This is a genomic window from Burkholderia crassaminum, from assembly GCF_964265005.1.
Classification (GTDB): Bacteria; Pseudomonadota; Gammaproteobacteria; order Burkholderiales; family Burkholderiaceae; genus Burkholderia.
This window is the reverse complement of sequence record NZ_OZ183799.1, coordinates 3,628,011-3,652,655: the sequence shown is the minus strand read 5'-3', so window position 1 is coordinate 3,652,655 and position 24,645 is coordinate 3,628,011. Positions and strand designations below refer to the sequence as shown.

Below are 24,645 nucleotides of genomic sequence, written 5' to 3'. Positions count from 1 at the left end.
AGCGACAAGCGACAAGCGACAAGCGGCGTCAACCTTGCCCTAGCCCGTCGAGCACCGCCGCGACGATCGCTTCCGGCGCATCTTCCTGCACCAGGTGGCCCGCGCGCGGCACCCTGATCAGCTGGCCGCCGGCGATGCGATCGGCCAGCGCCTGCCCCTGGTCGAGCGGAATCCACGCGTCGTCTTCGCCCCACACGATGCGCACCGGAAAATCCGGCGGCGCGTAACGGGCCTCGGCTTCCTCGATGTAGCGCTGGCGCATCTGCGCGATCTGCCGATAGAACGCGGGCTGACCGGCTGGCGTGAGCCACGGCGCGCGGTAGATCGACAGCGCCTCGTCGCTCAGCGGCCGGGCGACCGCATTGCCGAGATAGGCCGACACGAGCGCGTGATGCGCATACGCGGGCAATCCGGTGAAGGCGGCTTCGTGCTGCGCGACGTGGCGCACGAACGACGAACCCTGCGGCGCAATCGCGACCGGATTCACGAGCGTGAGATCCGCATAGGCGACGCCGTCGAGGAAGTGCGCGCGCAGCACGGTTGCGCCGCCGTAGTCATGCGCGAGCACGCGCGGTCGCGAAATTTTCCACGCGTCGAGCATCGCGCCGAACAGCATGTTCTGGCGGCCGAGCGACACGTCCGCATCCGGCATGTCGGATTGACCGTAGCCGAGCAGGTCGTAGAAGAACACGCGATGACGCCGCGCGAGCCACGGCGCGATCCGGCGCCACACCTGCGACGAGAACGGCGTGCCGTGCACGAGCACGAGCGGCGGGCCTTCGCCGAGCGTTCCCCAGGCAATCCGGTGGCCTTCGAAATTGAAGCGGTTGGCGAGTTCGAGCATCGGCCTCTCCGTGCTAACCTGTTTTGGTTGTTAACAGGTTACTCCGGATTGTCCGGGTATGAAACCAATAGGTGCAAATAAATGGTTACTCGACACGAGCCCGCGCGACACGCGCCTGAATGGAGCGCAGCCGATTTCGTCGGCGGCCATCCGGCGCTCGACTTCCTCAACACGGTGGCCGACACGGGCAAGACGCGCGACGCGGACAAGCTCGTCGACTGGCCGGCCGTGCATGCGTGGGCGGAACGATCGGGGTTGCTGGCGCCGGCCGATCTGGCGCGGCTTCTGCGTCATGCGCGGCAGGACGACGCTGACGCGCTGGCGGCGCTGCATCGTTTTCGCGAGGATGCTTACACGGCGATCGCGCACCTGACGGCCGGAGGTGGCGGCACGGCCGGCGCGCGCGCGGCGGACCGGCTCGCCGTCGCGATTCGCGAGGCGATCGGGCGCGGCGCGTTCGACGCGGTCGGCGGCCGGTTCGCGTGGCGGCCCGACGCGCGCGCCGCGTCGCGCTGGGTCGACGCGGCCGCACTCGGCTTCGAGCAACTGCTGCGCAGCGACGATTTCGCGCGGGTGCGGCAGTGTGGCCGGTGCACGTGGTTCTTCGTCGATCGCGGCCGCGGCGTCGGGCGCCGCTGGTGCGACATGCGCACCTGCGGAAACCGCGCGAAGGTGGAAGCGTTCAGGGAGCGGTGACGCGCGCGCCGAGCCGGTTGGCGTGCCGCGCGGTGGTCAGCCGGCGCGCGAACGTCATTGTGCGATTTCGTGCGGCGGGTGTTCCGGCCACAGCGTCGCGGCGATGAACAGCCCGGCCGCGAGGAACGGCGCGCCGATCGCGAACAGGATGGCCGTGAGGCCCCAGTGATCCCAGAAGCGGTCGACGACCGCGCGCTCGGGGGTGACGGGGTCGTACAGCACGTTGACCGCGTCGCCTTCGTGCAGCCCCGGATGCGACGACGCCGAGCCCTGGGCGAACGTGATCTGGCGTCCGCTGTCGGTCGTGAACGCGACGATCGCCGAATACAGCGACGTGCGTGCGCGGGGCGAGCGCGCGTTTTTCGCGATCTCGACGACATGGCCGGTGGAACGCGCATAGTGGTGGATGATCTGCCACTGGCGCAGGCCGGCCGCGCCGGCGCCGGCGACGAAGCCCGTGCCGATCGCGATCGGAATCAGGACGATCGCGATATTCCAGCGGCTGCGTGCGTGCTTGCGGGCGGGGTGGGCCGGTGGTGGCTCGGATGACCGGCGGCGCTCGCCGGCGATCAGCAGGCCGCCGATCGCGAACGATGCGATGGCGAGCAGCGCCGGCACGATCGCCGGAAACCAGCGTTGCGCGAAATCGTCGATCAGCGCGGGGCGTTCGGGGTGGCTGGGGTCGAGCCAGATCTCGACGTTCTCGCCGATGTCGTAGGCGGGGACGGTCGATGCGGTATTGCCGGCGATTTCGCGGCGTTGGCCATCGTTCGCGAGGTACGCGACGATCGGCCGGTACGCGCGCATTGCGTCGCTGTCCTGCACGATGCGCACGACCGTGCCCGGCGCGCGGACCAGCTGGCCGGTCGCCTGGCCGGCCGTCACGGCGAGCATGCCGGACAGCACGAGCAGCACGACGCCGAGCGCCATGGCGACGAGCGCGTCCTTACCCGGCATGACCGGATCCGGTTCGTGCTTCGCACTGCGGATTCCGGCTTGATCGGGGGCGTGGCGTGTCCCGACGGACTGGCCGATATCGGCGCAACCTGGCTCTCTGAATGGTCGCGTCCCGTTCACATGCTTCCATGTCTGACGTCCCATGCTCTCTCAGTGCCGGCGGGCAAGCGGCAGTGCTTGCGCCGGTCGTGTGATATTTGTCGGACGATTCTAGCGGAAACGATGCGGAAGATGCGTGCGGTCGCGTACCGGGGGGAGGCGCGCACCCCGGAGCGAGGCGACGTAAATGGAAAGCAGCAGGAAAACGGCGTAAACGGAAAAGGCCGGTCAGCTTGCGCTGACCGGCCTTTGAATTCCTGGTGGGGCGTGAGTGACTCGAACACTCGACCTACGGATTAAGAGTCCGCTGCTCTACCAACTGAGCTAACGCCCCCAACAGAAGAAAGATTATGCACGAGCATTTCAGGCTTAGCAAGCCCTTTCTGCAAATCTCCTGAAAATATTTCGTCACGACGACGGCAGCTGTCGGTCAGATAACGAGCGATCGTACTTCCCGTGCTCCCGGTATGATGACGCCACACGTGTTGCGCGGCGGTCGCGCAACGCTTTCTGGGCTTTCGAAGATGGACGAAAACGCAGTCCGCGAATTGCTGGATCGCCTGCTGGCCCCCTGGGTCCGCTCGCTCGGTCTGGTTCCCGTGTCGATCGGCGACGACAGCGTCACGCTGCGCCTGCCGTTTTCCGGCGAATTCCGCCATTCGGGCGGCGTGATCTGCGGCCAGGTGTTCACGGCGGCCGCCGACACCGCGATGGTGGTCGCGATCTCGGCCGCGCTCGGCGAGTTCCGGCCGATGACGACCGTGTCGTTGAACACGAACTTCATGCGTCCCGTGCGCAAGGGCGACGTGCTCGTCACCGCGCGCGTGCTGCGGATGGGCCGCAACCTCGTATTCGGCGAAGTCGAGCTGTTCGACGAAGACGGCAAGATGGCCGTGCACGCGACGTCGACCTACGCGCTCGTCAGCTGAGCGGCGCGATGTTCGACCAGATCGTCTTTGCGGGCGGCGGCAATCGCTGCTGGTGGCAGGCCGGCTTCTGGGACGTCGCGCAGCCGGCGCTCGGCTTGCGCCCGCGCGTGATTACCGGTATCTCGGCCGGCGCGGCGACCGCGTGCATGCTGTATACACGCGACGCCGCATGGGTGATGGGCTATTACGAAGAGGCGCTGCGCCACAACCGGAAGAATGCGTACTGGGGCAACCTGTTCGGGCGCGAGCCCGTGTTTCCGCACTACCGGATTTACCGTCAGGCGCTGCTCGACATCTACGGCGAACCGTTCGCGAAGCTTGCCGCGGCGCCGGAGATCCGCATCGGCGTGTCGCACGTGCCGCGCTGGCTCGGTGCGCGCAGTGCAGTCGCCGCCGGTCTCGTCGCGTACAACATCGAGAAGTACGTGCGCAAGACGCTGCACCCGACGCTCGGGCGCACGCTCGGCTTTCGGCCCGAATTCGTGCGTGCGCAGGCCTGCACGCAAGTCGACGAACTCGCCGACCTGATCCTGCAGTCGTCCTGCACGCCGCCGTTTACGCCGGTGCTGCGCCGCGGCGGCCGGCCCGTGCTCGACGGCGGAATGGTCGACAACGTACCGGTCGATGCGCTCGACCCGACACCGGGCGACGTGCTGGTGCTCGTCACGCGGCTGTATCCGCGCCCGCAGATGTTCACGGTTGCGCATGGTGAGCAGCGTCGGCTGTACGTCCAGCCGTCGAGCAAGGTGCCGATTTCGAGTTGGGATTACACGAGCCCGTCGCAGATGCGGCATGCGTACGACCTCGGGCGGCGCGACGGCGAGCATTTCCTCACGCGCGTCGGCGCGATGACGGGCGGCCGCGTGGCGGCCTGACGATCGGGAATGGAGGAGCGGGCCGCGCGGGGCGCGCAGCCCGTGCGGGTCAGCGCTTGCGGATCGGCGTCAGCGCTTCCGGGTTGGCAACGCTCGACATGTCGCCGTCGTCGAACGCGAGGATGTTGCGGAACGCCGCGCTGAAGTAGAGCTCGTAGCTTTCGCGCTCGACGTAGCCGATGTGCGGCGTGCAGATCACGTTTTCCATCCGCAGCAGGCTGTAGCCCTGCAGGATCGGCTCGCTCTCGAACACGTCGATCGCGACCATCCCCGGACGGTTGTGCGAGAGCGCGTTGACCAGTGCATTTTCCTCGAGCAGTTCGGCGCGGCTCGTGTTGACGAGCAGCGACGTCGGCTTCATCCGCATCAGGTCTTCCTGCTTCACGATCCCGCGCGTGTCGTCATGCATGCGCAGGTGCAGCGACAGCACGTCGCTCTGCTCGAACAGCGCTTCGCGGCTTTCGGCGGCCGTATAGCCGTCGGCGCGCGCGGCCTCGAGCGAGTGCTCGCGGCCCCAGATCAGCACGTTCATCCCGAACGCCTTGCCGTAGCCGGCAACCAGCCGGCCGATCTTGCCGTAGCCCCAGATGCCGAGCGTCTGGCCGCGCAGCACCTGGCCGAGGCCGAAGTTCGGCGGCATGGCCGACGTCTTCAGGCCCGACTGCTGCCAGGCACCCTGCTTCAGGTTTGCGACGTACTGCGGAATGCGGCGCTGGGCGGCCATCACGAGCGCCCAGGTCAGCTCGGCGGGGGCAACCGGCGAGCCCGTGCCTTCGAGCACCGCGATGCCGCGGTCGGTACAGGCCTCGAGATCGATGTGGCTCGACACGCGGCCGGTCTGGCTGATCATGCGCAGGTTCGGCAGCTTGGCGAGCAGTTGCGACGAAATCGGGGTTCGTTCGCGAATCAGCACGAGCGCCTCGACTTCCGCCAGACGGCTGGCGAGCTGTCCCAATCCGCGCACCGTATTGTTGAAGACCTTCACGTCGTGGTCGGCAAGCATCTCGAAGCAGTTCAGCTTGCGGACGGCGTCCTGGTAGTCGTCGAGGATGGCAATTTTCATGGTGAGCGGGTGTCGCGCGTTGAAAGCGGCGGTGGCGGCGGCGCACATCGCGCACCCGTCCCGCCCGGCCGGGGCCGACATGATGCTACGCCGGCCGCCTTCATGGTGTCTTTTTAACAGGTTGTTACGCTCCGCCGCAATTGGCGGCAGCCTGACCCGGAGCCGCTTGCGCGACGGGCGGCAGGGTGCGCTGTTGTGTCGCATCAAATACGTCCTTCCTGATTCGGCCGCTTACTCGACGAGGTTCACCCAATTGTTGCTTCAATCAGAATAATTGGATCAACTATCCGCAGAGGGCGAGGATTTTTGACTATTTTTATCGCCAACCGGGGCCTTGTTGAGCAACTCTGCATCATTTCCGCTGTCGTAGGAGAATTACGCATTTGCTTCATCTTTTTGAAGTTGTAACAGCGGCAGGAGTCGTTTATGGATCATTTGCAGTCGATGCGCGTGTTCGTCAAGGTTGCAGATCTCGGCAGTTTTGCGCGGGCCGCGAGTGCAATGGATATCTCCAACGCGGTCGCGACGCGTCACGTCGCCGACCTGGAAGGCAGGCTTGGCACGCGCTTGCTTAATCGCACCACGCGCAGCCTCTCCCTGACGGAGTCAGGCCAGGTCTATCTGGAGCGCGCCCGCCAGATCCTCGATGAGCTGGAGGACGTCGAGCAGATGGTCGTCGCGCGCAATCACGAGCCGGTCGGCACGCTGCGCATCGTCGCGCCGGTCGTGTTCGGCCTGCACAACCTCGCGCCCGTGTTGCAGTCGTACACGGAGAATTTCCCGAAAGTGGTGCCCGATCTCACGCTGGTCGACCGGCAGGTCGATCTGGTCGAGGAAGGTTTCGATGTGGGCATCGTCGTCACGCGCCAGATGCGCAGCGCGAGCATCGTCACGCGGCGCCTGACCACCGGCTGCATGACCGTGTGCGCGACGCCGAGCTATCTGGAGAAGCACGGCGTGCCGACCCATCCGGAGCATCTCGCCGAGCATCCGAGCCTGAGCCTGCCGACCGAATACTGGGGCGACGAGCGTGTGTTCACGGGGCCGGACGGCGAAGTGCGCGTGCGCCCGACCAACGTGATCGTCGCGAACAACACCGCGATGCTGCGCCAGTTCGCGCTGCTCGGGATGGGTGTCGCGATCCTGCCGAGCTACCTGATCGGCGGCGACATCGCGCGCGGCGCGCTCGTGCGGCTGCTGCCGGATTTCCGGCTGCCGCAGGTCGAGATCAACATCGCTTACCCGAGCCGGCGCCATCTGCCCGCGAAGGTGCGCACGTTCATCGACCACCTCGTCGAGCATTTCAGCCACTCGACCGACGCGACGATGGGCGAACAGTGGGCTGCGCAGAGTTCCGTGCTCGCGCCGATCGGTGTCGAGACGCGTGCCGAGCAACCGGAGTCGGCCGACCCGAACCTGTCGCCGCGCCTGCCGCGTTCGCCGCGCACGCGCGTCGCGGTGCCGTCGCCGCTGTAACGGCGCGACGATCGGGCGTAAGTTACCGCCGGCACAAAGAAAAAACGCGGATCGAGCAGTCGATCCGCGTTTTTTTATGGCTGGCTCGCTGCCGAAGCCGGATACGCCGGGGGAAAGCCAGCCCCGGCGGCCAGGCGATTACGAACCCGTCTTGCGCGCCGTCGTCTTGCGGGCGGCCGTCTTGGTGGCTGCGGTCTTCGCGGCGGTCTTGCGGGCCGGTGCCGGTTTCTCTTCGGCGCCTTCCGTCACGGTTTCGGCATCCTTCGTCGCCGATTTTGCCGTCTTCTTCGCGGCGGCGGCCTTCGGTTCCTTCTTCTCGAACTCGAAGCCGATCTTGCCGTCCGGCTGCTTCACGAGGAACGCCTTGAAGTTGCGGCCCGTGCGCGACGACTTGAAGTTCGGCAGCAGATCCGTGCGGCCGTCGGCCAGCAGCTTGCCCATCTGTTCGCGCGTGATTTCCTGCTGCAGGATCACCTTGCCCGAGCGGAAGTCGCACGTCTTCGGGTTGGCCACCGAGTGCTCGCACACGTAGCTCATCCCGTGCTCGAACACGCGGCCCTTGCACTTCGGGCACGCGCCGACCGGCTCCTGCGCGGAGAAGTCGGGTGCTTCGCCTTCCTCGCCGCCCGTATCCTGGCCGAAGTCGAATTCGAGCTTGTAGTTCTTCGTCTCGTCGTCGAACGAGAGCTTCAGGATCGCCGAGAACGGGCGGCCCATCTTGCTGCGGAACCCGGACAGCGGACCGATCGTCTTCTCCCGCAGCAGCTCCTCGACTTCCGGGATCTCGAATTGCCGGCTGCCCGGGATCTTCGAGATCGAGAACTCGCACTTCGTGCACGCGAAGCGGCGGTAGTTTTCCTTCACCTGGCCGCCGCAGTTCGGGCACGGCGTCTCGAGTGTCGCGTAGTCGCCGGGGATCGTGTCGGAATCGTATTCCTTCGCGCGCTTGACGATTTGCTGCGTCATGCGGGCGATTTCCTGCATGAACGCGTCGCGCCCGAGGTTGCCGCGCTCCATCTGCGACAGCTTGTATTCCCATTCGCCGGTGAGCTCGGGCGCGGTCAGTTCCTTCACGCCGAGCCCGCGCAGCAGCGTCATCAGCTGGAATGCCTTCGCGGTCGGGATCATTTCGCGACCCTCGCGCAGCAGGTATTTCTCGCCGAGCAGGCCTTCGATGATCGCCGCGCGCGTGGCCGGCGTGCCCAGCCCCTTCGCGGCCATCGCCTCGCGCAGCTCGTCGTCCTCGACCAGCTTGCCCGCGCCTTCCATCGCGGACAGCAGCGTCGCTTCCGAGTAGCGGGCGGGCGGTTTCGTCACGAGTGCGACCGCGGCGATCTCGTCCGTCTTCACCTTCTCGTCCTTCTGCACCGGCACGAGATTCGCGTCCGCGCCTTCGGCGTCGCGGCCGTACACCTGCAGCCAGCCCGGCTCGACGAGCACCTTGCCTTCGGTCTTGAAGTGGTGGCCGGCGACTTCGGTGATCCGCGTCGTGACGCGGAATTCTGCGGCCGGGAAGAACACCGCGAGGAAGCGCTTCACGACCAGGTCGTACAGCTTCTGCTCGGGCTCGGACAGCGCCTTCGGCGCCTGCAGCGTCGGGATGATTGCAAAGTGGTCGCTGATCTTCGAGTTGTCGAAGATCCGCTTGTTCGGCTTCACCCAGCCCTTGTCGAGCACCTGCTTCGCATGCGGCAGGTAGTTGTTGCTCTCCTTGAGCATCTCGAGTGTGGACTGGACCGTCGAAATGTAGTCTTCCGGCAGTGCGCGCGCATCGGTACGCGGGTAGGTCAGCACCTTGTGCTTTTCATACAGCGCCTGCGCGAGACCGAGCGTGTTCTTCGCGGAGAAGCCGAAGCGGCCGTTCGCCTCGCGCTGCAGGCTCGTCAGGTCGAACAGCAGCGGCGACAGTTGCGTCGACGGCTTCGATTCCTCGGAGACCGTGCCGACCTGGTCACGGCATGCGGCGACGATCGTTTCGGCGGCAGGCAGGCTCCACAGGCGGGAGTCGCGTCGCTCCGGATCGAATTCGTCGCGCTTGAATTTCGGGTCGTACCACTTGCCTTCGTAGAAACCGCCCGCGCACGCGAATTCGGCCTTCACTTCCCAGTAGTCGCGCGGGACGAAACGGCGGATTTTCTCTTCGCGTTCGACGACGATCGACAACGTTGGCGTTTGAACGCGGCCGACTGTCGTCAGGAAGAAGCCGCCGCCCTTGCTGTTGAACGCCGTCATCGCGCGGGTGCCGTTGATCCCGACGAGCCAGTCGGCTTCCGAGCGGCAGCGTGCGGCGTCGGCGAGCGGCTGCATGTCGGAGTCGCTGCGCAGGTTCGCGAAGCCGTCGCGGATCGCCTGCGGGGTCATCGACTGCAGCCACAGGCGCTGGACCGGCTGCTTGGCTTTCGCGTGCTGCGCGATCAGGCGGAAAATCAGCTCGCCCTCGCGCCCCGCGTCACATGCGTTGATCAGGCGGTCGACGTCCTTGCGCTTCATCAGCTTGGTGAGCACCTTGAGGCGCGACTCGCTTTTTGCGATCGGGTTCAGGTCGAAATGCGGGGGGATGACGGGCAGATGCGCGAAGCTCCATTTCCCGCGCTTGACCTCGTACTCTTCCGGGGCGGCGATTTCCAGCAAGTGGCCGACAGCGGACGAAAGGACGAAATCGTCGCTCTCGTAATACTCGTCATGCTTGGTAAAGCCGCCCAAAGCGCGTGCGATGTCGTTCGCGACAGAAGGCTTTTCCGCAATGATCAGTGCTTTGGACATGACAGGTGTGTGTTGGTAGACCGGGTTCGCCGGTTGTGGGTCCCTTTTACGACCGCTTTATAGCACACGCCGCAGCGACGGCGGCTCAGCGTGTAAAAAGCGGCCCATCATAGAGGGGGGCCGCAACGGCGGCAAGCGCCCGGCGCGGAGGCGCGCGTAAACGCGGACAAAACCACCGGGCCGGCTCGTGAATTCAGGCTTCGACGGTGAGGACGTTGCGCAATTTCGGTGCGTGCGGCGCACCGGGTACTGCGCTCAGGTCGGACAGCATCCGCTCGACGATCGCCGCATGCGGCAGCACCGTGCCGAAGAAGCGTGCGGTGTGGGTATCTTCGATCAGGATCGTCGGGAAGTTCTCGACGTCGAGATCGTCGAGCTGGTCGGCATGCGTTTCGATGTCGATCCAGGCAAAGCAGGCGTCCGGATGCGCGTCGGCGAGCTGGTCGAAGGCCACCCGGTAGTCGCGGCACGTGCCGCACCACTCGGCGCACAGGCAGGCGACGAGCAACGTGCCGGGATCGGCGAGGCGCTCGGCGATCCGATCCGCATCGGTGTCGAGGTTCAGCGCGGGCATGGATTTCCTTGGGTATCGTCGGCGGCATGGCCGCCCCTATGCGGGGGAATGTAGCATGCCGCGCACCGGCGGGGTGCGCGCCGCGTCAAGCCGCGCGAAGCGTCCGCCGGGGAGGCTGGCGACGCGGCCGGCCAGTTCCAGCGCGAGCAGCGCGCGATGCAGCACGTCGTCGGACAGGCCGCTGTGATCGGCGAGCCATTCGTAGGTGACGGGGCCGTATCCCAATGCGGCAAGCACGGCCTGTTCGGACGGGATGTCGGGTAGCGGTGGTGGCGCTTCGATTCGGGCTGGCGGCGCGGCCGCAACGACCGGATCGGCTGGCGCGACGCCGGCGGCCTCGGTTCCGCGGCGGTCGGTCGCGCTGGCAAGCCGATTTCCGGGGCGCGATGCGTCACCCGCCGCGCAAGCCGTTGGTTCGCCCAGCCCGTATTCCTCGAGCACGTCGAGCGGTGCCGCCGTCAGCTTCGCGCCGTCGCGGATCAGTGCGTGGCAGCCCTGCGCGAGCGGTGCGTGGATCGAGCCCGGCATCGCGAACACATCGCGCCCCAGTTCGTTCGCGAGCCGCGCGGTGATCAGCGAGCCGGAGCGCGGGGCGGCCTCGACGACGAGCGCGCCGATCGCGAGCGCGGCGATCAGCCGGTTGCGCTGCGGGAAATGCGCCGCGCGGGCCGGCGTGCCGAGCGGCCATTCCGACACGATCGCGCCGTGCGCGGCGATCTCGTGGGCGAGCGCACGGTGTCGCGCCGGATAGACGAGATCGGCGCCGGTCGCGATCACCGCGACCGTGCCTGACCGCCCGTCGAGCCCGCCGCGATGCGCGGCGCCGTCGATCCCGAGCGCGAGGCCCGACACGATCGGCAGCCCGGCGTCGGACAGTTCGCGTGCGAAGCGCGTCGCGTCGGCGAGCCCCTGCGGCGTCGCGTGACGGCTGCCGACCACGGCGAGACCGCGCGCGTGCAGCAGGTCGAGCCGGCCCTTTACATATAGCAGCGGCGGCGGATCGTGCAGGTCGCGCAGCCGCGGCGGGTAGGCCGGATCGTTGAGCGTGACGAGCGCGTTGCCCGGCGCGTCGAGCCAGGCGAGCGCGGCGTCGGTGCGCGCGTCGAGATCGCCGCGCTCGCTCGCGCTCACGGCCTGGGCGGCGGCGGGGCTGGTGATGGCGGCGATCGCCTGGCCGGATGCACGCAGCAGCGCGTCCGGCGAGCCGAATGCGTCGAGCAGTGCCTGCAGCGCGGCGGGGGTGAGGCCGGGTGCATGCGCGAGCTGCAGCCAGGCGCGCAGCGCGGAAGTGGTCAGCGCTTGCGGCGACATGAGGCGCCCCTCGAATGTGGTGGCCAGCGGACCGCGTGGCGCCATGATAAAATTTTCATCATCCGAAATACTCGACAGGGCCGCGCGCGCAGGCGCCCGGCCAATTGCAGGAGGCGTGATCCGCGGCATTGAATGGCCACGCGTCCGCCTCATCTTCATTGCATACCGGCGGCAGCGCCAGCCGGCCGGATGGCCGATGCGGCACGCCACTCCACCGAATACCGAACGCCATGGCATTACTCAATATTCTTCATTACCCCGACAAGCGGCTGCACAAGGTCGCGAAGCCCGTCGACAAGGTCGACGACCGGATCCGCAAGCTCGTCGCCGACATGGCCGAGACCATGTACGCGGCGCCCGGCATCGGCCTTGCAGCCACGCAGGTCGACGTGCACGAACGCGTGATCGTGATCGACATCTCCGAGGAGAAGAACGAGCTGCGCGCGTTCATCAACCCCGAGATCGTGTGGTCGAGCGACGAGAAGCAGATCTATGAAGAGGGCTGCCTGTCGGTGCCGGGCATCTACGACGAAGTCGAGCGTCCCGATCATGTGCGCGTGCGCGCGCTCAACGAGCAGGGCGAGACCTTCGAGCTCGACTGCGAGGGCCTGCTGGCCGTGTGCGTCCAGCACGAGATGGATCACCTGATGGGGCGCGTGTTCGTCGAATACCTGTCGCCGCTCAAGCAGACGCGTATCAAGACGAAGATGAAGAAACTCGAACGCGCGATGTGACGCGCGTTCGCCCTGCCCGCCCCCGAAAGCTGTCATGACCCATACGTTGCGCGTGATTTTTGCCGGCACGCCGGAATTCGCCGCGGCTGCCCTCGCCGCGATCCACGAGGCCGGTTTTCCGGTGCCGCTCGTGCTTACCCAGCCCGATCGCCCTGCCGGGCGCGGGATGAAGCTGCAGGCAAGCGCGGTGAAGCGCTACGCCGTCGAGCACGGGATGCCCGTCGCGCAGCCGCCGTCGCTGCGCCGCGCAGGCAAGTACCCGGCGGAGGCGGCCGACGCGATCGAGCTGCTGCGCTCGACCCCGCATGACGTGATGGTGGTCGCCGCATACGGCCTGCTGTTGCCGCAGGAGGTGCTCGACATTCCGCGCGGCGGCTGCATCAACATTCATGCGTCGCTGCTGCCGCGCTGGCGCGGCGCTGCCCCGATCCACCGCGCGATCGAGGCCGGCGACGCCGAGACGGGCGTCACGCTGATGCAGATGGACATCGGCCTCGATACCGGCGCGATGATCGAGGACGCGCGCATCGCGATCGCGCCCGACGACACGACCGCGACGCTGCACGACCGCCTCGCCGCCGACGGCGCACGGCTGATCGTCGACGCGCTCGTGCAGCTCGAGCGCGACGGCGTGCTGCCGGCGACGCCGCAACCGGCCGACGGCGTGACCTATGCGGAAAAGATCGGCAAGCACGAAGCGGCGCTCGACTGGCGCAAGCCTGCCGACGTGCTCGCGCGCCAGGTGCGTGCGTTCGATCCGTTCCCGGGCGGCGTCGCGACGCTCGATGGCGCGGCGATCAAGCTGTGGGCGGCCGAGCCCGTGGCGGCGCGCGGCGACGCGCTGCCCGGCACGATCGTCGAAGCCGCGCCGGAAGGCGTGGTCGTTGCGTGCGGCAGCGGTGCGCTGCGCGTCACGCAGTTGCAGAAACCGGGCGGCAAGCGCCTGCCTGCCCGCGAATTCCTGGCCGGCTCGCCGCTCGCCGCAGGCCAGCGTTTCGCGCTGACTGACGTTGCCTGAAGCGGCCTGACCGCCATTCGACACGGCCTGCCGGGCGTGCGCAATCGGCCGGATGGCCGAGTCGCGCGGCGCGGCAGGCGCGCGTAGAATTTCCCTGCGCTCTCCGGTTTCGAGGTTTTCATGTTCGGCATCACCCATTTCGGCTTCTTCGTGCTGGCAGTCTTCCTGCTGAACGTCACGCCCGGCCCCGATACGGCCTATATCGTCGGCCGCAGCGTCGCGCAGGGCCGCGGCGCGGGGCTGATGTCGGCGTTCGGCATTTCGGCCGGTTGCTGCGTTCACGCGCTCGCCTGCGCATTCGGCCTGACCGCGCTGCTCGCGGCGTCGGCTGCCGCGTTCACGGTGATCAAGCTGGTTGGCGCCGCCTACCTGATCTACCTCGGCGTGCGGATGATCATCGCGAAGCAGGCGGTCGAGCCGTCGGGCGCGGCGGCCACGCAAGCCGCGAAGCCGCTGCGCCAGCTGTTCATGCAGGGCTTCTGGACCAACGTGCTGAACCCGAAGGTGGTGCTGTTCTTCGTGTCATTCTTCCCGCAGTTCGTGTCGGCCGACAGCCCGCACAAGGCATTGGCGTTCCTGACCCTCGGCGGTGTGTTCGTCGCGATGAGCACGGTGTGGACCAGCCTCGTCGCCTGGGTCGCGGGCAGTGTCACGGAGCGCTTTTCCGGCAAGCCGGGTGTCAAGAAGTGGCTCGACCGCACGATCGGCAGCGCTTTCGTCGGCCTGGGCCTTCGTCTTGCAGCATCGCAACGCTGAGATTGAATTTTTCCGGCAAGACCTTATCTAACAAATCGCTTACAATTTTCCGTCGCACCCTGTGATGCGCGGCGGGTCCCCTGACGGATAAGGAGTGGGTATGTTCAATTGGGTCAAAACGGCGATGCTGATGGCCGGGATCACGGCCCTGTTCATCGTGATCGGCGGGATGATCGGCGGCTCGCGCGGCATGACGATCGCGCTGCTGTTCGCGCTCGGCATGAATTTCTTCTCGTACTGGTTCTCCGACAAGATGGTGCTGCGCATGTACAACGCGCAGGAAGTCGACGAGAACACGGCGCCGCAGTTCTACCGGATGGTGCGCGAGCTGGCCACGCGCGCGAACCTGCCGATGCCGCGCGTCTACCTGATCAACGAGGATGCGCCGAACGCGTTCGCGACGGGCCGCAACCCCGAGCACGCGGCGGTTGCCGCGACGACGGGGATCCTGCGCGTGCTGTCGGAGCGCGAGATGCGCGGCGTGATGGCGCACGAACTCGCACACGTGAAGCACCGCGACATCCTGATCTCGACGATCACCGCGACGATGGCGGGCGCGATCTCGGCGCTCGCGAACTTCGCGATGTTCTTCGGCGGGCGCGACGAGAACGGCCGGCCGGCCAACCCGATCGCGGGTATCGCGGTCGCGCTGCTCGCACCGATCGCCGGCGCGCTGATCCAGATGGCGATCTCGCGGGCACGCGAGTTCGAGGCCGACCGCGGCGGCGCGCAGATTTCCGGCGATCCGCAGTCGCTCGCGACCGCGCTCGACAAGATCCATCGCTATGCGGCAGGCATTCCGTTCCAGGCGGCCGAAGCGCATCCGGCCACCGCGCAGATGATGATCATGAACCCGCTGCATGGTGGCGGATTGCAGAACCTGTTCTCGACGCACCCGGCCACCGAGGAGCGCATCGCGCGCCTGATGGAGATGGCGCGTACCGGCCGCTTCGATTAAGCCACGGCGCCTCGCGCGGCAGTTGCCGCGCGGGGGCCGCCACGACACCCCGCACGCTTTGCGCTGCGGGGTGTTTCATTTGTGCGTGCCGTAAAGGGGCCAAAGGGGCTGCAGCGTCGCACGCTACAATGCCCGGTTTGGGATCGCAGGGCCATGCGAGCACCGTGATCCCGCCGTTTGCCGTATTTGTTTGCCGCGCTTGTTTGCCGAATTTGCTCCGATGACACGAACCCGTTCTACCGCTCCGTCTTCTTCCGGCCGCCCGGCGCGCCTGTCCGCGCTGCATCTCGCGCCCGATTCGCTCGGTTTCGCACTCGACGCGGCCGCGCAGGCGGTCGATGCGGTACGACGCGGCACCGCGCTGCCGGCGGCACTCTCGGCGGTATTCGCGCATATGGCGCCCGATACGCAGGCACTCGCGCGCGGGGCGACGCAGGACGTCGCGTACCGGACGATGCGCCGCCTCGGCAGCGCGGACTGGCTGATCGGCCGGCTCGTCAGCAAGGCGCCGCCCGCGCACGTGCAGGCAGTACTTGCCGGTGCGTTTGCGCTGCTGCTCGACCCGGCGGACGAGGCCGCATATCCGGCGTTCACGGTGGTCGACCAGGCCGTGACCGTGATCGGCGCCCGCCGCGAATGCGCGTTCGCGAAGGGGATGGTCAACGCGGTGCTGCGCCGGTTCCTGCGCGAGCGCGACGCGCTCGTCGCGGCGCTGCAGGACGATGTCGTCGCACGCTGGAATTACCGTGCGTGGTGGGTCGATTCGGTGAAGCGCGCATGGCCCGACGCATGGCAGGGGATCCTCGCGGCCGGCGAGCGCCAGGGGCCGCTGACGCTGCGCGTGAATGCGCGTCGTTCGAGCGTCGACGCGTATCTCGATACGCTGCGCGCGAGCGGCATCGAAGCGACCGCGATCGGCCGGCATGCAGTGCGGCTCGCGTCGGCGTTGCCGGTTGATCGCATCCCGGGGTTTGCCGACGGCGTCGTGTCGGTGCAGGATGCCGGTGCGCAGCTCGCCGCCGAATGGCTTGGCGCGCGCGACGGCATGCGCGTGCTCGACGCGTGCGCGGCGCCCGGCGGCAAGACCGGCCATATTCTCGAACTCGCCGACGCGGAAGTCGTCGCGCTGGAAAGCGACGCCGCCCGCGCGGCGCGGATCGGCGAGAACCTCGTGCGGCTGTCGCTCGAAGCGGACGTGTGCGTCGGCGATGCGGGTGCGCCCGGCGCGTGGTACGACGGGCGCCCGTTCGATCGTATCCTGGCCGACGTGCCGTGCTCGGCGTCCGGCATCGTGCGTCGGCACCCCGACATTCGCTGGCTGCGCCGCGAGGCCGACATCCCGGCGCTCGTCGCGGAACAGCGCCGCATCCTGTCGGCGTTGTGGCCGCTCGTGAAACCGGGCGGCGAACTGCTTTACGTGACCTGTTCGGTCTTCCCCGAAGAAGGCGAATTGCAGGCCCGCTGGTTTGAAGCGGCCTGTGAAGATGCGGTACGATTGGACGCCCCCGGCCAGCTGCTGCCGGGCGGAGTGCAGGGAGGGGCTGCCGTCGGCGCACTCGACCAGAACACCGATCACGACGGATTTTTCTACGCGCGGTTTCAGAAACGGTGACGATCAAACACCTTTTTCCACTTCGGCTCGCGGCCGTCCTGATGGTCGCGTTGACGCTGTGCCTGGCCGTCGTCCGGCCGGCGCATGCCCAGTCGATCGCTGTGCAGCGCGCGTCGCTCCAGGCCGACGGAAGCGGCTGGAGTCTCGACGCCCGTTTCGATTTCGAGCTGAACCCGAACCTCGAGGATGCCGTGAACAAGGGCATTCCGGTGTATTTCACGACGGATTTCGAGTTGAGCCGCGCGCGCTGGTACTGGCTCGACGAACAGCCGGTATCGGTGTCGCAGACGATCCGCCTGTCGTTCCAGCCGCTCACGCGCGAGTACCGCGTGTCGACGGGCGGCCTGCAGCTCGGCTTCCCGTCGCTGAAGGATGCGCTCGCAGTCATCAGGCACATCACGTCGTGGCACGTGATCGATCGTAACCAGGTGCGCGCGGGCGAAACCTACACGGCATCGGTGCGGATGCAGCTCGATACGGCGCTGATGCCGAAGCCGTTCCAGGTCGATGCCGTGAACAATCGCGACTGGACGCTCGGGTCCGACTGGAAGCGTTTCAACTTCACGGTGACCGAACGTGCTAAATAAAGTGCGCCGCGCGGCCAGCGGGAAGAGCCTCCTCGTTCGCGTGATCGTCTCGACCGTCGCGCTCACCGCGCTGCTGCTGCTCGTGCTGCTCGCGGCCGCGAGCGCGAACACCGAATTCTTCGATCGCTACTACTCGTGGCTGTACGCGACCAACATCGTCGTCGCGCTCGTGTTCCTGCTCGTGGTGCTCGGGCTGATCGGGATGATCGTCGTGCGCCTGAGGAGGGGCAAGTTCGGCACGCGGCTGCTCGCGAAGCTCGCGGTGTTCTTCGCGCTCGTCGGCGTGGTGCCCGGCGGGATCATCTACATCGTGTCGTACCAGTTCGTGTCGCGCAGCATCGAGTCGTGGTTCGACGTGAACGTCGAGACGGCACTGACGGCCGGCCTGAACCTCGGCCGCGGGATGCTCGATGCATCGCTGTCCGATCTGCAGACGAAGGCGCGGCTGATGTCCGACCAGCTCGCGAGCGCCGATGCGAACACGAACGGCACGACGCTCACGCTGCTGCGGCTGCGCGACCAGTTCGGCGTGCAGGACGCGACGATCGTCGAGCCGGGCCGCGGCGGCTCGGGTGCGGCACCCGAGCTGCACATCGTCGCGCAGGCGTCGGGCAATTTCGCGGCGCTGATTCCGGACGACCTGCCGACGTCTCTGATGTTGAGCCAGGCGCGCGAGCACGGCGCGTACGCAGCGATCGAAGGCGAAGTCGACGGCGATCCGCGCGCGCACGGCGCGAAGGGGGCGCTGCGATTGCGTGTCGTGCGGCCGATTCCCGATGCAACGACATCGCTGCTGCAGCCGGCGGAACGCTTCCTGCAGCTCACGCAGCCGGTGCCGCCCACGCTCGCCCACAACGCGGACGCCGTACAGCGCGCGTATCGCGAGTATCAGGAAAAGGCGCTCGGCCGCACCGGGCTGCGCAAGATGTACATCGGCACGCTGACGCTCGCGCTGTTTCTCGCGACCTTCATCGCGATGATGCTCGCGCTCGCGCTCGGCCAGCAGCTCGCGAGGCCGCTGTTCCTGCTCGCGCAGGGCACGAAGGAGGTCACGGAAGGCGACTACACGCCGAAGCGCGAGATCAAGACGCGCGACGAGCTCGGCTTCCTCACGCAGTCGTTCAACGCGATGACGCGCCAGTTGTCCGAGGCGCGGCTCGCGGTCGAGAAGAACCGCGTCGCGCTCGAGCATTCGAAGACGTATCTCGAGAGCATCCTCGCGAACCTGACGGCCGGCGTGTTCGTGCTCGACCGCCAGTTCCGGCTGACGACGGCCAATCGCGGCGCCGAGCGGATCTTCCGGCAGCCGTTCAACGCGCTGATCGGCGCGACGCTCGACCGGATCGGCGTGGCCGCCGGGTTCGGCGCGATGGTGCGCAAGGCGTTCGCCGATCGCGAGGCAGCGTCCGATGGCGGCAGCGGCGATCGCGGCCACTGGCAGCAGCAGTTCGCGATCGAGGTGCCGGGCGAAGCCGATCCGCTGACGCTGCTCGTGCGCGGCACGCGCCTCGTGTCGACGATCGAGGGGCAGGCCGACGATCCACAGACGTCCGGTTACGTCGTCGTGTTCGACGATATTTCCGACGTGATCTCCGCGCAGCGTTCGGTCGCGTGGGGCGAGGTCGCGCGCCGGCTCGCGCACGAGATCAAGAATCCGCTGACGCCGATTCAGCTGTCGGCGGAGCGGTTGCAGATGAAGCTGTCCGACAAGCTCGCACCGCCCGACGCCGATGTGCTCAAGCGCGGCGCGACGATGATCGTCAACCAGGTGGCCGCGATGAAGCGCATGGTCGACGATTTCCGCGAATACGCGCGCACGCCGCCGGCGGTGCTCGCGAACCTGCAGTTGAACGAACTGGCGAGCGAGGTGCTCGGGCTGTACGGCGTGGGCGAAGGCAAGAGCCCGATCGTCGCCGAGCTCGCGCCGTCGCTGCCGGTGATTCGCGGTGACGCGACGCAACTGCGCCAGGTGATTCACAACCTGCTGCAGAATGCGCAGGATTCGGTCTCGGAGTCAGCGCATCCACGTGTGTTGATCGAAACCAAGACAGTAGAATATGGCGATCCCGACGCCGAGGGCAAAACGCGCGTCGCGGTACGTCTCACCGTGTCCGATAACGGGCCCGGTTTTCCGGCGCGCATCCTGACCCGCGCGTTCGAGCCTTATGTGACGACGAAGGCGAAGGGCACGGGGCTGGGGTTGGCCACGGTCAAGAAAATCGTCGATGAGCACGGTGCGCGGATCGATCTGCGCAATCGCATGCACGGCGAGACCGTCGAGGGTGCGCAAGTGTCGATTCTGTTCCTGCAGATGGCGAGCGATGCGCCAGGCGCCGAATCGGGCGTGCAGGACGGGACGGCCCCCGCCAAGACAAAAGCAAGTGAGCAGACAAAGGCAGCGTAAATGGCAACCATCCTGGTGGTAGATGATGAAATGGGCATCCGGGAATTGCTCTCGGAGATCCTCAGCGATGAAGGACATGTCGTCGAGGCGGCGGAGAACGCGCAGGCCGCGCGGGAATACCGGTTGAATCAGGCGCCCGATCTCGTGCTGCTCGATATCTGGATGCCCGATACCGACGGCGTGACGTTGCTCAAGGAGTGGGCGGCGCAGGGGCTGCTGACGATGCCCGTGATCATGATGTCCGGGCACGCGACGATCGACACGGCCGTCGAGGCGACGAAGATCGGCGCGCTCGATTTCCTCGAGAAGCCGATCGCGCTGCAGAAGCTGCTGAAGTCCGTCGAGCACGGTCTCGCACGCGGTGCGGCGCCGGTGTCCGCGAACGCGGCGGCGAAGGCCGGTGCAGGGCAGGCGGCGGGGCCCGCGGCGGTCGCGTCCGCGGCCGCGCTGCCGACGCTTGGCGACGACATGGCCTCGGCACTCGGCCTCGCGGGCCAGACGGCCGCGATTCCGTTCGACATCCCGTTGCGTGAAGCGCGCGATGCGTTCGAGCGCGCGTACTTCGAATATCACCTCGCGCGCGAAAACGGCAGCATGACGCGCGTCGCGGAGAAGACGGGCCTCGAGCGCACGCACCTGTATCGCAAGCTCAAGCAGCTCGGTGTCGAGCTCGGCAAGAAGCCGTCCGAAGGCGCCGTATAAAATATTTTGCGAAAGCGCTTGCTCAGGTACGAATAGCTCGATATACTTTCATTCTTCGTTGGCCCGGTAGCTCAGTTGGTAGAGCAGCGGATTGAAAATCCGCGTGTCGATGGTTCGATTCCGTCCCAGGCCACCAGAATTAAAACCCCAAGAATCGGAAGGTTCTTGGGGTTTTTCGTTTGTGGTGGGGTTTGCGTGATGAGCGCGTGGGGCGGCATGCCCGGCAGTATTCGTGAGGGCATGATAAAATCCGTGTCCGCTCAATAACTTAGCGCATCGCTTCATGCGCACGGCAGGCTGCCAGCGTGGCGCCGCCGTGGCGCGCGGCAACGATGCCGCGCGATGGGCGGTATAAGCGCCTGGCCGCGTTCGCGGCCGACTGCGCTGCCTATACTGGTCGAGCCGGCCCAGGCCGGCACGCGTCGGGCCGCCCGGCGGCAGCCGGCCCCGGGGCGAAGCGCGACGCGAGCCTACACATTCACGGAGTATCACGGTGATTCGGACAGACGCTAAAGACGGCGCGCTCGTGTTGTTTTCCGGCGGGCAGGACTCGGCCACGTGCGTGGCATGGGCACTCGAACGCTACCAGACAGTCGAGACGCTCGGCTTCGATTACGGCCAGCGCCACCGCGTCGAGCTCGAATGTCGCGAAGGCGTGCGCGAAGCGCTGAAGAGCCGGTTTCCCGCGTGGTCGGACCGGCTCGGCGACGATCACATGATCGACCTGTCGGTGCTCGGCGCGATCAGCGATACCGCGATGACGCGCACGATCGAGATCGAGACGGCGGCGAACGGCTTGCCGAACACGTTCGTGCCGGGCCGCAACCTGATGTTCATGACGATCGCCGCGGCGATCGCCTATCGCCGCGGGCTGCGCGTGCTGGTCGGCGGGATGTGCGAAACCGACTTTTCGGGCTACCCCGACTGCCGCGACGACACGATGAAGGCGCTGCAGGTCGCGCTGAACCTCGGGATGGACACGCGCGTCGTGCTCGAGACACCGCTGATGTGGCTCGACAAGGCGCAGACCTGGCAGCTTGCCGAGCAGCTCGGCGGCGAGGCGCTCGTCGAACTGATCCGCGTCGAGACGCACACGTGCTACGTGGGCGAGCGCGCGGAATTGCACGACTGGGGCTTCGGTTGCGGCGAATGCCCGGCCTGCAAGCTGCGCAAGCGCGGCTACGAGGCGTACCTGAAGGGCGAGCGGGTGACCGAAGCGCCGCTGTGACGCGGGTGCGCCGGCAGCGCTGGATGGATGACGGATTCTGATCGATTACGAGCGGCGCGAGCCGGACGAAGGACGATGACTTACGCGGTCAAGGAAATTTTCTACACGTTGCAGGGCGAGGGCGCGAACGCGGGCCGGCCGGCCGTGTTCTGCCGGTTCGCCGGCTGCAACCTGTGGTCGGGCCGTGAAGAGGATCGTGCGGAGGCCGTGTGTCGCTTCTGCGATACCGACTTCGTCGGCACCGACGGCGAGAACGGCGGCAAGTTCAAGGACGCCGAGGCACTCGTCGCGACGATCGCCGGCCTGTGGCCGGAGGGCGAGGCGCACCGCTTCGTCGTCTGCACGGGCGGCGAGCCGATGCTGCAACTCGACCAGCCGCTCGTCGACGCGCTGCACGCGGCCGGCTTCGAGATCGCGATCGAGACCAACGGCTCGCTGCCGGTGCTCGAATCGATCGACTGGATCTGCGTGAGCCCGAAGGCCGATGCGCCGCTCGTCGTCACGAAGGGCAACGAGCTGAAGGTCGTGATCCCGCAGGACAACCAGCGGCTGGCTGACTACGCGAAGCTCGACTTCGAGTATTTCCTCGTGCAGCCCATGGACGGCCCGTCGCGCGACCTCAATACGAAGCTCGCGATCGACTGGTGCAAGCGTCATCCGCAGTGGCGGCTGTCGATGCAGACCCACAAATATCTGAACATTCCCTGAGCCACGGCTTTTGACATCGTGCTGATTACCCGAAAACTCGAATTCGACGCGGGCCACCGCATTCCCGATCACCGCAGCCAGTGCCGGAACCTGCATGGTCATCGCTACGTGCTCGAAGTCACGCTGCGCGGCGATCTCGTCGATACCGAGGGGGCGCCCGACCGCGGCATGGTGATGGATTTCGCCGACGTGAAGGCGCTCGCGATGGAGCACCTGGTCGGCAAGTGGGACCACGCGTTCCTCGTCTACGCTCGCGACGATGTCGTGCGCTCGTTCCTCGAGCAGATGGCCGACCACAAGACGGTCGTGATCGACCGGATCCCGACCGTCGAGAATCTCGCGGCGATCGCGTTCGACATCCTCGCGAGCGTGTACGACGCGCACTACGGCGTGAACCTGCGGCTCGAGCGCGTGCGCCTGTACGAAACGCCGAACTGCTGGGCCGACGTCGAGCGCCAGCCCGGCCGCTGATCCCGCCATTCCGGCAGCCCCGCCAGCCGGCGCGGGCTGCCTGAAGCTGCACCTCGCGGCTTCGTCCCGCCTCGCTCCCCGCCGTTCCCACATTCCGCGTAACGCCGCGCTATGATCGTTGCGTGGCGCCGAAAAACGCAGCCGTGCGCCGTCGCGCGGCCGGCGCTGTCAGATCGGCCGCCCACGGCCGACCAAGGTTCCAGGGCCCGGTCCTGGCGCCGCCGCGCTTCGCTGCCCGGCATGCCGCGCTCCGCCTTGCCCGTTGCTTGTCCCGTTCGATTGCCGTTCCGTCCAGGAGGCCGTATCGATGAGCACGCTCACCAATTCCCTCAAACAACGTCTGCGCGACGGCGACGAGCCGCTGTACGGCCTGTGGCTGTCGCTCGGCAGCGACTCGGCCGCGGAAGCACTCGCGCATGCCGGCTACGACTGGCTCTGCATCGACATGGAGCACGCGCCGAACGACAGCCGCGATGTTGCATCGCAGTTGCGCGCGATCGCAGCCGCCCATCTGCCGAGCGAACCGGTCGTGCGCGTGCCGGCGCGCGAGCCGTGGCTCGTCAAGCGCGCGCTCGACGCGGGCGCGCGCACGCTGATGTTTCCGTGCATCGAGACGCCCGACGATGCCGCGCACGCGGTGCGGCTGACGCGCTATCCGTCGCCCGAATCGCCGGATGGGCTGCGCGGTGTCGCGGGCATGGTGCGCGCGGCGGCGTTCGGGATGCGCCGCGATTACGTGCAGACGGCGAACGCGCAGGTCGCGGTGATCGTGCAGATCGAATCGGCGCGTGGCGTCGACGAAGTCGAGCGGATTGCGGTGCTGCCCGGCATCGACTGCCTGTTCGTTGGCCCGGCCGATCTCGCGGCGAGCCTCGGGCATCTCGGCGACATCCGCCACCCGGATGTCGAAACCGCGATGGCGCGCGTGCTCGCGGCCGGCCGGCAGGCCGGCGTCGCGGTCGGCATCTTCGCGGGCGATACGACGGCCGCGCGCCAGTATCGCGAGGCCGGCTACCGGATGATCTCGCTGTCGGCCGACGTCGGCTGGCTGTTGCGCGCAACGCGGCAGGCGCTGCAGGAGGTACGGTCATGAACGGTGGCGAAGGCGCGCGCCGTGGGCGCGCGCAGGGTGGGATCGGGGTGCGCGGGCGGATCGGCGCGATGTTCGGCCTGTGGTGCGTGTGTAGCGTGGGTATTGCGGCCGGCGCGCAGGACGCGCCGCAAGCGAAGCCCGATCCGTCGCACGAGACACAATCGGCGGTCGCCGACTACAACGCCGGCGACTATCGTGCGGCGCTGGTGCAGTTCCACGACGCGGCGGAGCGTGGCGACCGTCTCGCGCAATTCAACTACGCGATGATGCTGCTGACGGGTGAAGGCGTGACGGCGAACGTAGACGAAGGGCTGCGCTGGCTGAAGCGCGCGGCCGACGCGAACATGTCGCATGCGCAGTACGTGTACGGCCGGATGCTCGACGACGGCGAGTTCGTCGCGCGCAATCCGGCCGAAGCGCATCGCTGGTTCCTGCGGGCGGCGAAGCAGGGGCACGTACAGGCGGCGCTGTCGCTCGCGAACCAGTTCCTCGACGGGCGCGGCACGCCGCGCGACAACCGGCAGGCGTTCACCTGGTACAAGCAGGCCGCCGACGCGGGCGAGCCGACCGCGCAGTACGTGACCGCATCGTTCTACGAGCGCGGTGGCGACGGCGTCGCGCAGAACCTGAACATCGCACGGGCGTATTACGCGGCGGCGGCCGCGCAGGGCGACGAAACGGCCGGGCTGAAATTCAAGGAGCTGAGCGCGCGGCTGAAGGCGCAGGGGCCGGCATCGGGGGCTGGCGCGGAGCCGGGAGGGTCGCACGCGCCGGCGCCGTGAACGGG

General features: G+C 67.3%; 23 protein-coding genes and 2 tRNA genes. 18 read left to right on the top strand and 7 right to left on the bottom strand.

The genetic code is table 11. From position 1 onward, the window contains the following. Positions 1-28: 28 nt before the first annotated feature. Positions 29-844: an alpha/beta fold hydrolase gene (locus ACPTTF_RS16975; RefSeq protein ID WP_423371808.1), complete on the bottom strand. Its 816-nt coding sequence runs from the start codon at positions 842-844 to the stop codon at positions 29-31. Between the two features lie 81 nt (positions 845-925). Between ACPTTF_RS16975 and ACPTTF_RS16970 the strand changes: the two genes are divergently transcribed. Further along, positions 926-1,540, top strand: coding sequence for a CGNR zinc finger domain-containing protein (locus tag ACPTTF_RS16970; protein ID WP_423371807.1), 615 nt, complete (start codon positions 926-928; stop codon positions 1,538-1,540). 54 nt (positions 1,541-1,594) lie between these two features. Here ACPTTF_RS16970 and ACPTTF_RS16965 read toward each other — a convergent pair whose 3' ends face one another. Both ACPTTF_RS16965 and ACPTTF_RS16960 read right to left on the bottom strand, forming a co-directional pair. Further along, the gene (locus ACPTTF_RS16965) at positions 1,595-2,497 is read right to left on the bottom strand and encodes a DUF3592 domain-containing protein (protein ID WP_423371806.1); all 903 of its coding nucleotides are present in this window, start codon (positions 2,495-2,497) and stop codon (positions 1,595-1,597) included. Positions 2,498-2,854: 357 nt separating this feature from the next. Further along, a tRNA-Lys gene (locus ACPTTF_RS16960) sits at positions 2,855-2,930 on the bottom strand. Positions 2,931-3,120: 190 nt separating this feature from the next. Between ACPTTF_RS16960 and ACPTTF_RS16955 the strand changes: the two genes are divergently transcribed. After that, the gene (locus ACPTTF_RS16955; RefSeq protein WP_027785770.1) at positions 3,121-3,525 is read left to right on the top strand and encodes a PaaI family thioesterase; all 405 of its coding nucleotides are present in this window, start codon (positions 3,121-3,123) and stop codon (positions 3,523-3,525) included. 8 nt (positions 3,526-3,533) lie between these two features. Next, positions 3,534-4,400 carry a patatin-like phospholipase family protein gene (locus ACPTTF_RS16950; protein ID WP_423371805.1) on the top strand — a complete coding sequence of 289 codons (867 nt, stop codon included), beginning with the start codon at positions 3,534-3,536 and terminating at the stop codon, positions 4,398-4,400. 49 nt (positions 4,401-4,449) lie between these two features. Here the strand turns inward: ACPTTF_RS16950 and ACPTTF_RS16945 are convergent, their stop codons facing one another. Next, the gene (locus ACPTTF_RS16945) at positions 4,450-5,463 is read right to left on the bottom strand and encodes a D-2-hydroxyacid dehydrogenase family protein (protein WP_043184746.1); all 1,014 of its coding nucleotides are present in this window, start codon (positions 5,461-5,463) and stop codon (positions 4,450-4,452) included. Between the two features lie 426 nt (positions 5,464-5,889). Here ACPTTF_RS16945 and ACPTTF_RS16940 point away from each other — a divergent pair, with 426 nt between their 5' ends. Beyond that, positions 5,890-6,939, top strand: coding sequence for a LysR family transcriptional regulator (locus ACPTTF_RS16940; protein ID WP_423371804.1), 1,050 nt, complete (start codon positions 5,890-5,892; stop codon positions 6,937-6,939). Positions 6,940-7,077: 138 nt separating this feature from the next. Here ACPTTF_RS16940 and ACPTTF_RS16935 read toward each other — a convergent pair whose 3' ends face one another. The 3 genes from ACPTTF_RS16935 to dprA all read right to left on the bottom strand — a co-directional run bounded on the left by ACPTTF_RS16935 (position 7,078) and on the right by dprA (position 11,632). Continuing rightward, positions 7,078-9,702: a DNA topoisomerase III gene (locus ACPTTF_RS16935; RefSeq protein WP_166962367.1), complete on the bottom strand. Its 2,625-nt coding sequence runs from the start codon at positions 9,700-9,702 to the stop codon at positions 7,078-7,080. A gap of 193 nt (positions 9,703-9,895) precedes the next feature. Then, positions 9,896-10,276, bottom strand: a complete 381-nt coding sequence (locus ACPTTF_RS16930; protein WP_166962370.1) for a thioredoxin family protein — start codon at positions 10,274-10,276, stop codon at positions 9,896-9,898. 36 nt (positions 10,277-10,312) lie between these two features. Next, on the bottom strand, positions 10,313-11,632 hold the full coding sequence (dprA, locus tag ACPTTF_RS16925) for a DNA-processing protein DprA (protein ID WP_423371803.1): 1,320 nt from the start codon (positions 11,630-11,632) through the stop codon (positions 10,313-10,315). Between the two features lie 185 nt (positions 11,633-11,817). On the opposite strand from dprA, the gene def reads away from it, so the two are divergent. The 14 genes from def to ACPTTF_RS16855 all read left to right on the top strand — a co-directional run bounded on the left by def (position 11,818) and on the right by ACPTTF_RS16855 (position 24,640). Further along, the gene (def, locus tag ACPTTF_RS16920) at positions 11,818-12,321 is read left to right on the top strand and encodes a peptide deformylase (protein WP_166962376.1); all 504 of its coding nucleotides are present in this window, start codon (positions 11,818-11,820) and stop codon (positions 12,319-12,321) included. A gap of 34 nt (positions 12,322-12,355) precedes the next feature. Continuing rightward, positions 12,356-13,339 carry a methionyl-tRNA formyltransferase gene (fmt, locus tag ACPTTF_RS16915; RefSeq protein ID WP_423371802.1) on the top strand — a complete coding sequence of 328 codons (984 nt, stop codon included), beginning with the start codon at positions 12,356-12,358 and terminating at the stop codon, positions 13,337-13,339. Positions 13,340-13,459: 120 nt separating this feature from the next. Next, on the top strand, positions 13,460-14,095 hold the full coding sequence (locus ACPTTF_RS16910; protein WP_423371801.1) for a LysE family translocator: 636 nt from the start codon (positions 13,460-13,462) through the stop codon (positions 14,093-14,095). A gap of 100 nt (positions 14,096-14,195) precedes the next feature. Further along, positions 14,196-15,053, top strand: a complete 858-nt coding sequence (gene htpX, locus ACPTTF_RS16905; protein ID WP_014895693.1) for a zinc metalloprotease HtpX — start codon at positions 14,196-14,198, stop codon at positions 15,051-15,053. Positions 15,054-15,273: 220 nt separating this feature from the next. Beyond that, complete coding sequence (rsmB, locus tag ACPTTF_RS16900) at positions 15,274-16,665, top strand: 16S rRNA (cytosine(967)-C(5))-methyltransferase RsmB (protein WP_423371800.1); 1,392 nt, start codon at positions 15,274-15,276, stop codon at positions 16,663-16,665. Then, entirely contained in the window at positions 16,662-17,252 is a 591-nt protein-coding gene (locus tag ACPTTF_RS16895; RefSeq protein WP_166962388.1) for a DUF4390 domain-containing protein, read from the top strand. Before rsmB ends, ACPTTF_RS16895 begins: the two co-directional genes overlap by 4 nt. After that, complete coding sequence (gene esaS / locus ACPTTF_RS16890; protein ID WP_423371799.1) at positions 17,242-19,656, top strand: sensor histidine kinase EsaS; 2,415 nt, start codon at positions 17,242-17,244, stop codon at positions 19,654-19,656. The genes ACPTTF_RS16895 and esaS overlap by 11 nt, the downstream gene beginning before the upstream one ends. After that, positions 19,657-20,358: a response regulator transcription factor EsaR gene (gene esaR, locus ACPTTF_RS16885; RefSeq protein ID WP_021163978.1), complete on the top strand. Its 702-nt coding sequence runs from the start codon at positions 19,657-19,659 to the stop codon at positions 20,356-20,358. Positions 20,359-20,418: 60 nt separating this feature from the next. Beyond that, a tRNA-Phe gene (locus ACPTTF_RS16880) sits at positions 20,419-20,494 on the top strand. Between the two features lie 357 nt (positions 20,495-20,851). Beyond that, positions 20,852-21,586 carry a 7-cyano-7-deazaguanine synthase QueC gene (queC, locus tag ACPTTF_RS16875; RefSeq protein ID WP_166962394.1) on the top strand — a complete coding sequence of 245 codons (735 nt, stop codon included), beginning with the start codon at positions 20,852-20,854 and terminating at the stop codon, positions 21,584-21,586. Between the two features lie 75 nt (positions 21,587-21,661). Next, positions 21,662-22,294, top strand: a complete 633-nt coding sequence (gene queE / locus ACPTTF_RS16870; RefSeq protein WP_021163976.1) for a 7-carboxy-7-deazaguanine synthase — start codon at positions 21,662-21,664, stop codon at positions 22,292-22,294. Between the two features lie 18 nt (positions 22,295-22,312). Further along, the gene (queD, locus tag ACPTTF_RS16865) at positions 22,313-22,765 is read left to right on the top strand and encodes a 6-carboxytetrahydropterin synthase QueD (protein WP_089451443.1); all 453 of its coding nucleotides are present in this window, start codon (positions 22,313-22,315) and stop codon (positions 22,763-22,765) included. A 307-nt stretch (positions 22,766-23,072) separates the two neighbouring features. Then, positions 23,073-23,858, top strand: coding sequence for an HpcH/HpaI aldolase family protein (locus tag ACPTTF_RS16860; RefSeq protein WP_423371798.1), 786 nt, complete (start codon positions 23,073-23,075; stop codon positions 23,856-23,858). Next, positions 23,855-24,640 (top strand): tetratricopeptide repeat protein, encoded by a 786-nt coding sequence (locus ACPTTF_RS16855; RefSeq protein WP_423371797.1) that lies wholly within the window; start codon positions 23,855-23,857, stop codon positions 24,638-24,640. The genes ACPTTF_RS16860 and ACPTTF_RS16855 overlap by 4 nt, the downstream gene beginning before the upstream one ends. Positions 24,641-24,645 lie beyond the last annotated feature (5 nt).

Coding starts and splice junctions, on each gene's coding strand:
- ACPTTF_RS16975 (WP_423371808.1), bottom strand. CDS start 844: ATGCTCGAACTCGCCAACCGCTTCAATTTCGAAGGCCACCGGATTGCC.
- ACPTTF_RS16970 (WP_423371807.1), top strand. CDS start 926: ATGGTTACTCGACACGAGCCCGCGCGACACGCGCCTGAATGGAGCGCA.
- ACPTTF_RS16965 (WP_423371806.1), bottom strand. CDS start 2,497: ATGCCGGGTAAGGACGCGCTCGTCGCCATGGCGCTCGGCGTCGTGCTG.
- ACPTTF_RS16955 (WP_027785770.1), top strand. CDS start 3,121: ATGGACGAAAACGCAGTCCGCGAATTGCTGGATCGCCTGCTGGCCCCC.
- ACPTTF_RS16950 (WP_423371805.1), top strand. CDS start 3,534: ATGTTCGACCAGATCGTCTTTGCGGGCGGCGGCAATCGCTGCTGGTGG.
- ACPTTF_RS16945 (WP_043184746.1), bottom strand. CDS start 5,463: ATGAAAATTGCCATCCTCGACGACTACCAGGACGCCGTCCGCAAGCTG.
- ACPTTF_RS16940 (WP_423371804.1), top strand. CDS start 5,890: ATGGATCATTTGCAGTCGATGCGCGTGTTCGTCAAGGTTGCAGATCTC.
- ACPTTF_RS16935 (WP_166962367.1), bottom strand. CDS start 9,702: ATGTCCAAAGCACTGATCATTGCGGAAAAGCCTTCTGTCGCGAACGAC.
- ACPTTF_RS16930 (WP_166962370.1), bottom strand. CDS start 10,276: ATGCCCGCGCTGAACCTCGACACCGATGCGGATCGGATCGCCGAGCGC.
- dprA (WP_423371803.1), bottom strand. CDS start 11,632: ATGGCGCCACGCGGTCCGCTGGCCACCACATTCGAGGGGCGCCTCATG.
- def (WP_166962376.1), top strand. CDS start 11,818: ATGGCATTACTCAATATTCTTCATTACCCCGACAAGCGGCTGCACAAG.
- fmt (WP_423371802.1), top strand. CDS start 12,356: ATGACCCATACGTTGCGCGTGATTTTTGCCGGCACGCCGGAATTCGCC.
- ACPTTF_RS16910 (WP_423371801.1), top strand. CDS start 13,460: ATGTTCGGCATCACCCATTTCGGCTTCTTCGTGCTGGCAGTCTTCCTG.
- htpX (WP_014895693.1), top strand. CDS start 14,196: ATGTTCAATTGGGTCAAAACGGCGATGCTGATGGCCGGGATCACGGCC.
- rsmB (WP_423371800.1), top strand. CDS start 15,274: ATGACACGAACCCGTTCTACCGCTCCGTCTTCTTCCGGCCGCCCGGCG.
- esaR (WP_021163978.1), top strand. CDS start 19,657: ATGGCAACCATCCTGGTGGTAGATGATGAAATGGGCATCCGGGAATTG.
- queE (WP_021163976.1), top strand. CDS start 21,662: ATGACTTACGCGGTCAAGGAAATTTTCTACACGTTGCAGGGCGAGGGC.
- ACPTTF_RS16860 (WP_423371798.1), top strand. CDS start 23,073: ATGAGCACGCTCACCAATTCCCTCAAACAACGTCTGCGCGACGGCGAC.
- ACPTTF_RS16855 (WP_423371797.1), top strand. CDS start 23,855: ATGAACGGTGGCGAAGGCGCGCGCCGTGGGCGCGCGCAGGGTGGGATC.